We start from the raw sequence: 11,925 nt of genomic DNA, 5'->3' as shown, positions 1-11,925 counted from the left end.
CCGTCCAGCCGCGCGATCATGCCTGCAGGGTCTCCAGGGCTCGCTCGATCAGCGCCAGCCCCTCTTCCATGATGGCCGGCTCGGCGGTCAGCGGCGGCAGCAGACGCAACACATTGCGCTTGCGACCGCTGGGCATCAGTAGCACGCCGGCCTCGCGTCCGGCCTCGAGCAGGGCCGCCAGGTGCTCGGCCCCACTGGCCGTGGCCGTGTCCTCGAAGACCAGGCCGCGCATGGCGCCGATCCCGGTCAGGGCGCCCAACATGGGAAAGCGCCCACTCTCCTGCCAGCGCCGATGGGCCGCGACGATTTGCGCTTCCTGGCGCTCGGCCCAGGCCGAGAGGCGCGCTTCCTGCATCGTGTCGATGACCGCCAGGGCCGCGGCGCAGGCCACCGCGTTACCCGAATAGGTTCCCCCCAGGCCGCCCTTGGGCAGGCTGTCCATGACCTCGGCACGCCCGGCCACGGCCGCCAGGGGCAGCCCCGCCGCCATGCTCTTGCCCATCAGCAAGAGGTCCGGCTCGATGCCCAGGTGGGTAAAGGCGAAGGGTGTGCCGGTACGCCCGAAACCGGACTGGATCTCGTCACAGATCAACAGGATGCCGTGGCGATCGCAGAGCTCGCGCAGGGCCCGGGCGAAGTCGGGACAGAGCAGGCGAAAGCCGCCCTCCCCCTGCACCGGCTCGACGATGATGCAGGCCACCTCCTCGGCGGCGACCTCCACCTCGAACAGCCGGGCCAGGGCCTGGAGGGCCGCCTCGGCGCCGACCTCGCTATCGCGACTGGGAAACGGCAGGTGATAGACCGGCCCGGGCAGGCTGCCCAGGCCGACCTTGTAGGGCTTGACCTTGCCGTTGAGGTTGAGCGCCGCCAGGGTGCGGCCATGGAAGCCATCGTCGAAGGCGATCACCGCCTGGCGACCGGTGGCTCCCCGCGCCACCTTCAGGGCATTCTCGGTGGCCTCGGCGCCGCTGTTGGTCAGCATGCAGGAGAGCGGATAGGAGACCGGCACGAAACGGTCCAGGGCCTCGGCCACCGCCAGATAGCCCCGGTGCGGCAAGGCATTGAAGGCCGAGTGCATCAGCGTCTCCACCTGCGCCTTGACCGCCTCCACCACGGCGGGGTGGCCGTGGCCCAGGTTGAGCACGCCGATACCACCGATAAAGTCGATATAACGCCGTCCGCTTTCGTCCCAGACCTCGGCGTTGCGACCACGCTCGATGCACAGGGGATGAACGATGCCGAGTGAACGACTGATATGGGGAAGTTCCATGCGCTGCCTGCCGCCTTTTCATGCCAGAGGGGATTGCTGGCCATGAAATCAGACGAAAGAGCGGGGCTTCAAACGAAAAAAAGCGGCCTATAGATTCCTTTTAGGAATGCCATGCCTCCTGACCTCGAGCTTGGCGGCGACGGGCTAGGCAGCATGACCCGATGGAATGGTTTGGTGCCAATTTTTCAACGCACTCTTGTCTACCGACGCCGCCGCCCGACACTGGGCCGGGCGGCGGAGGGCTCACGACAGGGGGCGATTCAGGGGGGAGACTCGTCTAGCAGCGCCCCTGCCTGGCCAGGCCCGGCGGGCAGAAGCCACCGCGATGGCTACGGTGGTGATGGCCACCGCCGTAGGTATCGATCTCGATCAGGGGTTCGGGGGTAATGCGGGCCGGGGTATAGCTACAGCCCGCCAGCAGCGCGGCGGCGATCAGGACCAGGGTCAGTCGTGTCATGCATGCCTCTCGAGGATAAACGGTTGAGTGTTATCCCCTTCGTTCCCGGCGGTCGTCTGTTAGCGGGGGCCTCTGCGGGCCGGCGACGACGCGGGCGGCAGTATACCTAGGCATTAAGCCACTAGCATCCCACCAAGGTCTAATTGCCATAATGTCTTCGAATGGGTCGAAAAAGGCCCTTATTAGACAGGCAAATAGTGGAATCACTGATAGGGCATATTTTGTATACAGCGAGTGTTGCTAATCGATTTGTTGTCCGCTTAGTCTAGGCGCCAATAACTCTGTATACAAAAATCGCGAGCGTTAGGCATCCCTATGACAACCACGACGACAGCGACACGGCATTCGACTACCCCGAGAAGCACCTCCTTCTTCGACTTCTATGGCAAGCCCCCGCTGGCCAAGGCCCTGCCGCTATCGCTGCAGCATATCCTGGCGATGATCATGGGCACCGTCACCGTGCCCATCATCGTGGTCGGGGCGGTGGGCGCCAGCCTCGAAGAGAAGATGCTGCTGATCCAGATCTCCCTGGTCTTCTCCGGCCTGGCCACCCTGCTGCAGCTCTACGCCCTGGGACGCCTCGGCGCCAAGCTGCCCACCATCTTCGGCGTGGGCTTCGCCTATGTGCCGACCCTGACCGCCATCGGCGCCCAGTACGGCCTCGAGGGCATCCTCGGCGCCCAGGTGGTCGGCGGCGTGGCCATGATGGTCACCGGGCTCTTTATCCAGCGCATTCGCCACCTCTTCCCCCCCGTGGTGGCGGGCACCGTGGTGCTGGTGATCGGCCTGTCGCTCTACGATATCGCCATCAACTACCTGGCCGGCGGCGTCGGCGCCCCCGACTATGGCGACATCAAGTACTGGGCCATCGGCGGCGTCACCCTGCTGGTGGTGCTGGGGGTCTCCCAGTTCGCCAGCGGCTTCCTCAAGCTGGCCTCGATCATCTGCGGCCTGCTGGCCGGCTACGCCATCTCCATGGCCCTGGGCCTGGTCAACTTCGATGCCGTGCGCGAGGCGCCCTGGCTCAGCGTGCCCCGGCCGCTGGCCTTCGGCATCGAGTTCTATCCCGCCGCCATTATCTCCATGGTGATCATCTGCGTGATCAACTCGGTGCAGACCATCGGCGACCTCTCGGCGACCACCGTGGGCGGCATGAACCGCGAGCTGGAAAAGAAGGAGCTGTTCGGCGGCCTGCTGGGCAATGGCTTCACCACCCTGATCGGCTCCTTCTTCGGCGCCCTGCCCACCTCCACCTATAGCCAGAACGTCGGCATCGTGGCCATGACCAAGGTGATCAGCCGCTATGTGCTGGCCATCGCCGCCGTCTTCATGGTGGTCGCCGGCCTGCTGCCCAAGTTCGGTGCCCTGATGACCACCATCCCCTACCCGGTGCTGGGCGGGGCCACCATCCTGGTGTTCGGCATGATCACCATGACCGGTATCCAGTTGATCACCAAGGACGAGATGTCGGCCCGCAACATGACCATCGTCAGCCTGGCCCTGGCGCTGAGCATGGGCGTCTATGCGGTGCCCGACGCCATCAGCCAGTTCCCCGAGACCCTGCGCCTGGTGCTGGGGGGGTCACCCATCGTCATCGCCGCCCTGGTGGCCTTTACCCTCAACCTGATTCTGCCGCGCCAGAGCCTGGCCGACGAGGAGGAGGAGCGCCGCCGGATCGAGGCCAAGCTGAACGAGGAGTAAGCCCCGGCCTCCAGCCATGCCAATGCGGCCGCCGAGATCTCGGCGGCCGCGTCGTTAGGCACCTATCGCAACCACCCATCCAGGCGCAGCCCCGCCCCCTCGCCCGAAGACTGGCCGAAGAAGTTTTCCAGGGAGAGTTCGGCGAAGGCGGAACCACCAGACGACGCCTTGAGCTCATTGATGGCGGCATTGGCATTGAACGAGTCGAACCATACCGAGCCGCTATTGCCGCCGCCGGCCAGCTTGATGGTCTCATTGGGGGCGGATTGCCAGACGCCATCCTCGTCGACGGTGATATTGGCGACGATGGCGGCACCATGCACGGTGGCATTGCCGCGAATATCCAGCTCACCATTCAGGTTGATGTAGAGGCCATCGAAGCGCCGGCTCCCCTTCAGGGGGTCCTCGCCTCCCGGCGGCACGATCAGCAGGTGATCGCAGAGCTGGCTGCCACCGTCCTGGTTGTTGCCGTTGCCTCGCCCCTTTCCGCGCCCCTGCCGGCCACCGGCCTCGAAGCAGGTGTCATGGATGGCCCGCAACAGCGCCAGGCTCTGCGACGAGGGCTCGCTCTCCACGATACGGCCCTCCAGTACCTTCGCCTCGCTATTCACGGTGGCATGCAGCCCCGAGGCGCTATAGGTCTCATCGTCGCCGGAGCGATATTCCACGAGAACCGCAGGAATAGCGTCATGCAGGCCGGCTTGGTCCTCACCAGAGAGTCGCGACGCCTCCGAGGTGGGCCACTGGATATCGGCATCTCGCGTCAGCCCCCCGATAAAGGTAGCGGTCGCCAGCCCCGAGTAACCCGCCAACCGCAGCGGGACCCGCCCCGGATAACGGGCGGCATGCTCCACGGCGCCGGCCTCGCCCTGCACCTGCATCATACGCTCGCCATCCTCGCGGCAGGCCAGCAGCCAGGCCCAGGCGTTGTCCGCCACCTCCAGACGCACGCCGTCGCGCGCATTGCCACCACATGCCGGCCACTCATCCAAAGGGGTATCGAGCTGCGCGGCCAGGGAGGCGCTCCAGGGCCGAGACGGACGCTCGCCGAGCCAACCCGCCAGTTCCGCGGTCGCCGCCTCGGCGGCCATGCGTGCCTGAGTGGCGAAGCGATGATTCCCCGCCATGCGCTCGTCGAGCAACGACGACTGCATGGCGGAGATTCCCAACATTAGGGCCACGCTCAGCAATACCAGGCTGATGATCAGCGCCGCGCCGCGCTGCCGATTCGCTCCAAGCCTCGCTTCCATCCTCAATGCCCACCATCGCATTACATAAAGTCACGAAGGCTAGCATGGCGCAGAGGGCCACCCAATGGCCCAGATCAAGAAAGCGGCAGCCCCGGAAAGAAGCTGCCACGCGATGATTTTTCCGCGAACCTGCCGGGATCAGTCGATAAAGATATCCCGCAGCACCTCGTAAACGATATCGGTGGCGACCTCCACCAGCACCACGTCCGCGCCGATGCGGCGCCATTCGTAGCCGTCGTAGCGGGGCAACTGGCGGTAGAGGCGGTCATCGAAGCGGCGGGCGATGCCGGGAGGCAGGGGCTTGCCCCGCTCCAGGTTCATGCGAATCCCCGGCGGCAGGGCCGCGCCTCGATCGTGGCGCCACAGATCTCGGTGATCCCGGAAGATCTCGCGAATCAGGCGCTCCTCGATACGCGGGCCGTCGCGATAGCGCCACTCCCGAGGGGCCTCGCGGCCATACTCCCGGCGCCAGTATTCACGGTCTCGGTCGCGCTCGCGACTACGCCACTCGTGGCCATCTTCATGGCCGCCATGACGGCGGTCGCGATACTCCCCCTCGCGGCTGCGCCACTCCTGGCCCTCTTCATGGCCGCCATGACGGCGCTCGCGATACTCCCCTTCGCGGCTGCGCCACTCCCGCTCGCCGTCGCCGCGCTCCCAGCGGTTGCGGTCCTGCTCACGCTGGCGACTCCACTGCGGATCATTGCCCCGGCGGCGCTCATCCATGTGCGGCCCGCCCCGCTCCTGGACGAATTCCGGCGGGCCGCCGCGCCCCTGACCAGAGTTGTCGGGCTGGGCCCAGGCCGAGCCGGCCGCCAGCAGCAGGCCACCGAATCCCAGCAGGGTGTAATAGGTGATGGTGGATTTCATGGCTCCTCCCAGGGTCGCCACACCGATGGCGACTCACACAAGAGATGGTGGGGCCGAAGGCCTCTGGGTTGACTATGGGTCAGTCGACGCGGCCTGGCCAGGCGACGGTGGTGAGGGTCACACTCTTGCCATCGACTGTCGCCGAGTGCCGACAGCCCTAACGGGGATAGCCATTGGCATCCAGGGCGAGATCATCGAAGGCGAAGGCGTAAGCCCCCAGCTCGGTGGTCTCCAGGCGCCAGCGATTGTTGCGCCCGAAGCGGATCGCCGCCTGCATGGCCACCAGGTCCAACCGCCAGCGCCCCTGCTCTCGCACGAAGAAATAGGGCGGACAGGCGCCGCGACCCGTCGGGGGCCTCAGTACCGCCCGCACGCCCTCGCTGCGGCGCAGTGCTACCGGGCAGTCCGCCAGGCTTCGCGCCATGGCGTCCATCTGCGCCGGGGTCACCACCCAGTTGGCCAGCATGGCCTGGGTCTCGCGGCTATAGATCGCCAGGGTCGGATTGTCGTTGCGCCCCGCCATGGCCTGTCGATACGCCGCCAGCACCGCCTCGGGCGTATCGTCCACCTCACCGGCCAGGGGGGTACTTCCATAACGCCGCGCCCCCTCCCCCAGCCTGGCCGGAAGGCGCGCCCCCGCCCCGCCACTACCCGCCAGGCCGATCGCCTCGCGCAACGGGTCGGCCCCTTGCACCTGGGCGACCAGCAGCTCGGTGGTGGCCAGGATACCGTCGGCCACGCGCCCCACGGCGAAGAACTCGGTCATCTGGCGCGCCTCCAGGTAGGCGATAAAGGCATCGACGAAGATCCCTTCCAGGCCATGCCCCACCTCCAAGCGCACCTCGTTGGCGGCCACATCGAGCACCAGCAGCAGGCCGCGCCCCGACTCGCCCCCCAGCCCCAAGCGGCGGAACTCGGTCGCGGCATGGCGATCCAGGTCGCCCAGGTCGTGGTCGATCACCACCCGGTAATCGATGGCGTGATCCTGGCGCAGCAATCGATTCGTCTCGACCAGGCGCCGGCGGGCCGCGTCGCTGAGCAAGCCGACACGATCCTCCACCAGGGCCGGCTCGACGGCCCGTCGCTGCCAGCCCAGGACCGTCAGACCGAGCAACAGGACGGCTGACAGGATGGCCAGCGGGATAACGCCGCGCCGACGCATCTAGAACTCCACGACCAGAGGCTCGTGGGCGCCGGCCGGCGCCTCGAAATAATCGCCGGGCAGGAGCCCCATGGCATCCGCCACCCAGCGCCCGAAGAACCCCTCCAGGCTGGCGTTGTAGTCGCGCACCGCGGCGTTGTAACGCATCCGCGCCACATTGATGCGGTTATCGCTACCCTCGAGCTGTGCCTGGAAGCGCAGGAACTGGTCCCCCGAACGCAGCTCGGGATGCTCACCGGCCCGGCTCATCAGGCGCCCCAGGTCGTGGGTCAAGGCCGCCTCCAACCTGGCGAGGCGCGCCGGGTCACCGCGGGCCTCGTTCAGCGCCTCGCGCAGCCCCTGGGCCCGCTCGCGCACCAGTTGCGTCAAGGTCTCGCCCTCGTAGTCCATATGCGCCTGCAGGCTGCGCACCAGGTTGGGCACCAGCTCGGCGCGCCGCTGTAGGTTGCTCTCCACATCGGCCCAGGCGGCGGCCACCGCCTCGCGACGCTCCACCAACTGGTTATGGGTCAGCCAGGGCACGGCGATGGCCGCCACCCCCAGCAAGACGATGATCAGGAGCCGAATGGCGCTGCCATCGACATGTCCGCGCGCTCTCCCCGCCATCATGGCTCGTCCTCCCTTGGTGTCCCCTCTGCATATATGTCCCTTGCCTTACCCAGCGTAGCCCGAATGCCACCGTTCACCCGCGATAGACGCACGGCATCAACGCCCCGGCCAGTTTTCATCATTTCTCCATCGTCGGTTGCTAAGGTAGGTGCGCTTTCTCCCACCACAGGAACGCCGATATGGAAATGTCTCACGCCCGTTATGGACGACTCAGCCGTACCCTGCACTGGGCCATGGCCGCCCTCTTCGCCTGGCAATTCGCCTCGGTGGGCGCCCGGGTGCTGCTGCCCGACTCCCCGCTGGACGAGTTTCTCTGGGCTTCCCACAAGCCGTTGGGCGCCCTGCTGTTACTGCTGGGCCTGCTGCGCCTGGCCTGGGCGCTCTGTGAGGGCCCGCGCCGACCTAACGCCCTCAATGGCGCCGCCCGGCTCGGCCACCTGGCCCTCTACGCGCTGATGCTGGCGATTCCCGCCCTCGCCCTGCTGCGTCAATTCGGCTCCGGCCGCGCCTTCGCCCCCTTCGGCGTGCCGCTGATGCCGGGATTCGATGGCGAGATCGAGTGGATGACGACCCTCGGCGGCGCCCTCCACGGTCTCCTGGGCTGGGCCCTGCTGGTACTGCTGGTCGGGCATATCGCCATGGCCCTGCTGCATGGCCGCCGCGGCGGCGAGCCTGTGTTGCGGCGCATGACCTGAGCGCCCTATCTATCAAGAGCAGCTCAGCAAGAGCGGCTCAACACGGGCCGGCATAACGTAGCGACAACAACGGGCCTCTCGCATGACGAGAGGCCCGTTGTGGTTAGAGAAGGCGAGGGAGGCCCTAGGCCTCATGACCTGGACCTCGATAAAGCGGGGGCTCAGAAGGCAACATCGAAGACCAGGGGCACGATAGTGTAGAGCGCCACGATGATCACCAGCAGGCCGATCAGGTTGAGCCAGATGCCGGCGCGGATCATGTTCTGGATCGGTAGATCCCCCGTGGCGAAGGCCACCGCATTGGACGGCGTAGCCACCGGCAACATGAAGGCGCAGCTCACGGCAAAGGTGACCACGATGGTCATCAGGAAGGGCTCGATGCCCAGGCCCACGGCGATGGCCCCCATGATCGGGAAGAATGCCGCGGCCGTGGCAGTATTACTGGTCAGTTCGGTCAGCAGGATGATGACGATGGCGGTGATCGCCAGCACCAGGATCGGCGGCAGGCCGGCCAGCCCGGAGACGCTCTCGCCGATCCAGGCACTTAGGCCGGTGGCGGTGAACTGGGCGGAGAGCGTCAGGCCTCCACCGAACAGGATCAGCACGCCCCAGGGGACATCCCGAGTGGCCGACCACTCCAGCAAGGCGCCCTGCCCCTTGGAGGCCGGAATCACGAACATCAAAATCGCCGCGAGGATCGCGATGCTGGTGTCGTTGATATTCGACAGCCACGGTAATGCGGCCTGCACGGCAGGAATCCTGGCAATCAGCGGCACGCATACCCAGAAGAACACGGCCCCGGCGAAGACCATCAGCACCCGACGCTCCTCCGGAGAGAGGCGGCCCATCGCCTTGAGTTCGGACTCGATCAGCTCACGCCCACCGCGGATATCGTCCACTTCGGCGCGGAACACCAGTTTATTGAGGACAACCCAGGCCAGCATCAGCATGGTGAAGGAGAACGGTACCCCCATCAGCATCCAGTGACCGAAGCCGATGCTCAGGCCATGGGTGTTCTCCATGTAGGCTCGCATCAGCGCCATGGGCGGCTGACCGATCAGGGTGGCCATGGAGCCGATGGTGATGGCGTAGGCGATCCCCAGCAGCACGGCGGCCGAGAACTTAGGGGTGTCTTCCCCGTTGCCCAGTGACTTGACCAGCGCGATGATCGAGCCGCCGATCGGCACCATGATGACCGCGGTCGCGGTATTGCTGACCCACATGGTGATAAACCAGCTGGCGAACATCAGCCCGAAGACGATCTGTGCCGGCCTCGTCCCCACCGTCAGCACCGTCATCAGGGCGAAGCGGCGATGCAAGTTCCAGCGCTGGGTCGCCAGGCCCAGCAGCACCCCGCCTAGCACCAGGAAGACGATGCTGTGCGCGTAAGGCGACGCCGACGCCCCGACCGAGGCGATGTCGAAGAAGGGAAACAGCACCAGCGGCAACAACGAGGTGGCCGGAATGGGGATCGCCTCGGTCATCCACCAGGTGGCCATCAGCATGGCGATGGCGGCCACGATGCGTGCCTCGATAGCCAACGACTCGGGCAACAGAAAGTAGGTGCCGAGGCCGACGAGAAGGCCCAGTGCGAGAGAGATTGGCTTGAAGGCGGTGACTTCCGTGTAGGTGGCCGGCGCGGCTGTCCCTGTGGTCTGCGTCATGATCGTTACCTGCATAATTATTACCGTGCAGGCGAGTGTTACGGTCCGGCGAGTCAGCGGCCAATACCTTTTTCGTCATGAGACATACCCGGGCTGCGGAGCACCACCCCTCTCATGGAAGCAAACCACTCTTTATAAACAACAGCTTAAATTACCGACACCCATTCCATGCCACCCACCTCCAGGCGGCGATGCCACCCGCCCAGCACATGCCGCCTTCTCACCCGGGATTCGCATACGACCAATGGATTATCCGCCCACGCCACCACCAAGAAACCAGATGGAGCCGCCATACCGTGGTGGTGGCATAGCGCGTCAACACGATAAACGCATGCCACTGTCGTGCCGCGTATCGGCATAGGCCAGGATACGGGGGTAGCGGTGGCGATCAGCGTCGCCGCCACAGGGCGATGCCGATGGCGAGCAGGGCCCAGGCATAGAGGGCGGCCACGAGATCGTCCAGGACGATGCCCAGGCCGCCACCGATGGCCTCGAGCTGGCCGATGGGCGGCAGCTTGGCGATATCGAACAGTCGATAGAGGACGAAGGCCGCCCCCAGGACCCAGGGGCGGCGCACCGCGGCGAGCCCGAGCACGACGACAGGAAACGCCAGGTACTCGTCGGCGACGATCTGCGAGAGATCTCCGCCCCCCAACCACCGCGACGCCCAGTGACAGAGCGGCACGGCAAAGGTCAGCAGTATCGCCAGCGTGACGACCCGCCGCCGCGGCGAGAGGCCCATCAGCCACCAGGCCAACGGCAGGCCGATCAGCGACCCGAAGGTCCCCGGCGCCCAGGGCAGCCAGCCCAGCCCGAGGCCGGTGGCCAGCAGCACAACCGTAGTCTCGATCATATCGCCTCGTTCGATAACGCCCAGGAAAGGAGAAACCGGAAAGAGGCCGATCTTCGTGTCGGCCGAGGCGCCTGTCAATGCGATGACTCTTGCGAGCCCGGCGTGGATCGGTAATCATCGACTCGCCGCCTCGGCGGCACTTCCTTAGCCACCCACACGAGGCCCCATGATCCTCCTGGCTCTGTTTGCCACCCTCTCCATCGGCGTGTCCTTCGTCTGCTCCCTGCTCGAGGCCTCGCTGCTCTCCATGACACCCAGCTATATCGCCCAGCTACGCGACGACCGACCGAGGTTGCATGCTCGCCTGGTGCGCCTTAAGCAGAACATCGACCAGCCTCTGGCGGCCATCCTCACCCTCAATACCATCGCCCATACCGTGGGGGCCACCGGCGTCGGCGCCCAGGTCGTGGTGGTCTTCGGCGAGGCCTGGCTGGGCATCGCCTCGGCGCTGATGACCCTGTTGATCCTGTTTCTCTCCGAGATCATCCCCAAGACGATCGGCGCCACCTACTGGCGCCAGCTCGCCTCGCCCATGGCGCTGACCCTGTTCGCCATGATCTGGAGCATGAAGCCCTTTATCTGGCTGTCGGAGCGGATCACCCGGCGCATCGGCAAGGATGCCCAGGACACCGATATGCGCGGCGAGATCAAGGCCTTGGCACAGATCGGCCTGGAAGAAGAGGCCCTGGACGCCGACGAGGCGCGGGTCATCACCAATATCCTCAACCTCCACGATATCCACGTGAAGGAGGTGATGACGCCACGCACCGTGTCGATCATCGTGCCGCCGCAGATGAGCGTCGCCGAGTTCGACGAGACCCTGGGTCGCTCGCCCTTTACCCGCTTCCCGGTGATGGACGGCGGCGAGCAGGCGCTGGGCTATATCCACAAGGCCGACACCTACCACGCCGCCGAGGAGGCACCGCTGAAGTCGCTGATGCACCCGGTCAAGACGGTGATGGTCGACGACAGCGTCGAGCAGGTCTTCACCATGATGGTGCGCGACCGCCAGCACCTTACCGTGATCTACGACGACCTGGGCACCTGGGTGGGCCTGATGACCCTGGAAGACGTGATCGAGACCATCCTCGGCCAGGATATCGTCGACGAGACGGATAACGTCGCCAACCTGCGCAAATACGCCAAGCAGCGCTGGACCAAGGGGCTAAGAAAGGCCTAAGGCGAATGGGCTTGCCGCTAGGTAGGCCACAGTGTGACCACGGGCTCCAGTAGGAGTGGGAGTCCGACGCCTCGGCGATGGTGACGAATAAGGGCTCGGTGTGAAGCGGCTCGCTCGATTAACGCCGGGCCTTTACTTCCACGCGGGGGCCGCCGAAGCTGGTCACTTACCTAGGCTTTGTCTGAAAAGTCAGCGAGCGAAGGCCAGACAAGCC

The 11,925-nt window shown here is 65.7% G+C and carries 11 protein-coding genes; 3 read left to right on the top strand and 8 right to left on the bottom strand.

Annotation, left to right across the window (positions count from 1 at the left end; translation table 11 throughout):
- Nucleotides 1-16: 16 nt before the first annotated feature.
- Both HPA02_RS17160 and HPA02_RS17155 read right to left on the bottom strand, forming a co-directional pair.
- Nucleotides 17-1,270, bottom strand: coding sequence for a 2-aminoadipate transaminase (locus HPA02_RS17160; RefSeq protein WP_146804423.1), 1,254 nt, complete (start codon nucleotides 1,268-1,270; stop codon nucleotides 17-19).
- A 277-nt stretch (nucleotides 1,271-1,547) separates the two neighbouring features.
- Nucleotides 1,548-1,727, bottom strand: coding sequence for a hypothetical protein (locus tag HPA02_RS17155; RefSeq protein WP_146804422.1), 180 nt, complete (start codon nucleotides 1,725-1,727; stop codon nucleotides 1,548-1,550).
- 315 nt (nucleotides 1,728-2,042) lie between these two features.
- Here HPA02_RS17155 and HPA02_RS17150 point away from each other — a divergent pair, with 315 nt between their 5' ends.
- Entirely contained in the window at nucleotides 2,043-3,428 is a 1,386-nt protein-coding gene (locus HPA02_RS17150; protein ID WP_146804421.1) for a uracil-xanthine permease family protein, read from the top strand.
- A gap of 62 nt (nucleotides 3,429-3,490) precedes the next feature.
- On the opposite strand, the gene HPA02_RS17145 is transcribed toward HPA02_RS17150, so the two are convergent.
- The 4 genes from HPA02_RS17145 to HPA02_RS17130 form a co-directional block, all read right to left on the bottom strand.
- Complete coding sequence (locus HPA02_RS17145; RefSeq protein WP_186810017.1) at nucleotides 3,491-4,678, bottom strand: pilus assembly PilX family protein; 1,188 nt, start codon at nucleotides 4,676-4,678, stop codon at nucleotides 3,491-3,493.
- A 138-nt stretch (nucleotides 4,679-4,816) separates the two neighbouring features.
- Nucleotides 4,817-5,548: an anti-virulence regulator CigR family protein gene (locus HPA02_RS17140; RefSeq protein WP_244945957.1), complete on the bottom strand. Its 732-nt coding sequence runs from the start codon at nucleotides 5,546-5,548 to the stop codon at nucleotides 4,817-4,819.
- 157 nt (nucleotides 5,549-5,705) lie between these two features.
- Nucleotides 5,706-6,710 carry a TPM domain-containing protein gene (locus tag HPA02_RS17135; RefSeq protein WP_146804419.1) on the bottom strand — a complete coding sequence of 335 codons (1,005 nt, stop codon included), beginning with the start codon at nucleotides 6,708-6,710 and terminating at the stop codon, nucleotides 5,706-5,708.
- On the bottom strand, nucleotides 6,711-7,319 hold the full coding sequence (locus HPA02_RS17130) for a LemA family protein (protein WP_146804418.1): 609 nt from the start codon (nucleotides 7,317-7,319) through the stop codon (nucleotides 6,711-6,713).
- Nucleotides 7,320-7,498: 179 nt separating this feature from the next.
- Here HPA02_RS17130 and HPA02_RS17125 point away from each other — a divergent pair, with 179 nt between their 5' ends.
- Nucleotides 7,499-8,014: a cytochrome b gene (locus HPA02_RS17125; RefSeq protein WP_307725140.1), complete on the top strand. Its 516-nt coding sequence runs from the start codon at nucleotides 7,499-7,501 to the stop codon at nucleotides 8,012-8,014.
- A gap of 161 nt (nucleotides 8,015-8,175) precedes the next feature.
- Here HPA02_RS17125 and HPA02_RS17120 read toward each other — a convergent pair whose 3' ends face one another.
- Nucleotides 8,176-9,678, bottom strand: a complete 1,503-nt coding sequence (locus HPA02_RS17120; RefSeq protein ID WP_222594013.1) for an SLC13 family permease — start codon at nucleotides 9,676-9,678, stop codon at nucleotides 8,176-8,178.
- 388 nt (nucleotides 9,679-10,066) lie between these two features.
- Entirely contained in the window at nucleotides 10,067-10,531 is a 465-nt protein-coding gene (locus HPA02_RS17115; RefSeq protein WP_146804416.1) for a phosphatidylglycerophosphatase A family protein, read from the bottom strand.
- A 166-nt stretch (nucleotides 10,532-10,697) separates the two neighbouring features.
- Here HPA02_RS17115 and HPA02_RS17110 point away from each other — a divergent pair, with 166 nt between their 5' ends.
- Nucleotides 10,698-11,711, top strand: a complete 1,014-nt coding sequence (locus HPA02_RS17110; RefSeq protein WP_146804415.1) for a CNNM domain-containing protein — start codon at nucleotides 10,698-10,700, stop codon at nucleotides 11,709-11,711.
- The last annotated feature ends 214 nt before the right edge of the window (nucleotides 11,712-11,925 follow it).

Origin of the sequence: Bisbaumannia pacifica, from assembly GCF_007989625.1 — a bacterium.
Classification (GTDB): Bacteria; Pseudomonadota; Gammaproteobacteria; order Pseudomonadales; family Halomonadaceae; genus Bisbaumannia; species Bisbaumannia pacifica.
The sequence above is the reverse complement of the archived record's forward strand: the minus strand, read 5'-3'. Positions and strand labels throughout refer to the sequence as shown.

Coding starts and splice junctions, on each gene's coding strand:
- HPA02_RS17160 (WP_146804423.1), bottom strand. CDS start 1,270: ATGGAACTTCCCCATATCAGTCGTTCACTCGGCATCGTTCATCCCCTG.
- HPA02_RS17155 (WP_146804422.1), bottom strand. CDS start 1,727: ATGACACGACTGACCCTGGTCCTGATCGCCGCCGCGCTGCTGGCGGGC.
- HPA02_RS17150 (WP_146804421.1), top strand. CDS start 2,043: ATGACAACCACGACGACAGCGACACGGCATTCGACTACCCCGAGAAGC.
- HPA02_RS17145 (WP_186810017.1), bottom strand. CDS start 4,678: ATGGAAGCGAGGCTTGGAGCGAATCGGCAGCGCGGCGCGGCGCTGATC.
- HPA02_RS17140 (WP_244945957.1), bottom strand. CDS start 5,548: ATGAAATCCACCATCACCTATTACACCCTGCTGGGATTCGGTGGCCTG.
- HPA02_RS17135 (WP_146804419.1), bottom strand. CDS start 6,710: ATGCGTCGGCGCGGCGTTATCCCGCTGGCCATCCTGTCAGCCGTCCTG.
- HPA02_RS17130 (WP_146804418.1), bottom strand. CDS start 7,319: ATGATGGCGGGGAGAGCGCGCGGACATGTCGATGGCAGCGCCATTCGG.
- HPA02_RS17125 (WP_307725140.1), top strand. CDS start 7,499: ATGGAAATGTCTCACGCCCGTTATGGACGACTCAGCCGTACCCTGCAC.
- HPA02_RS17120 (WP_222594013.1), bottom strand. CDS start 9,678: ATGACGCAGACCACAGGGACAGCCGCGCCGGCCACCTACACGGAAGTC.
- HPA02_RS17115 (WP_146804416.1), bottom strand. CDS start 10,531: ATGATCGAGACTACGGTTGTGCTGCTGGCCACCGGCCTCGGGCTGGGC.
- HPA02_RS17110 (WP_146804415.1), top strand. CDS start 10,698: ATGATCCTCCTGGCTCTGTTTGCCACCCTCTCCATCGGCGTGTCCTTC.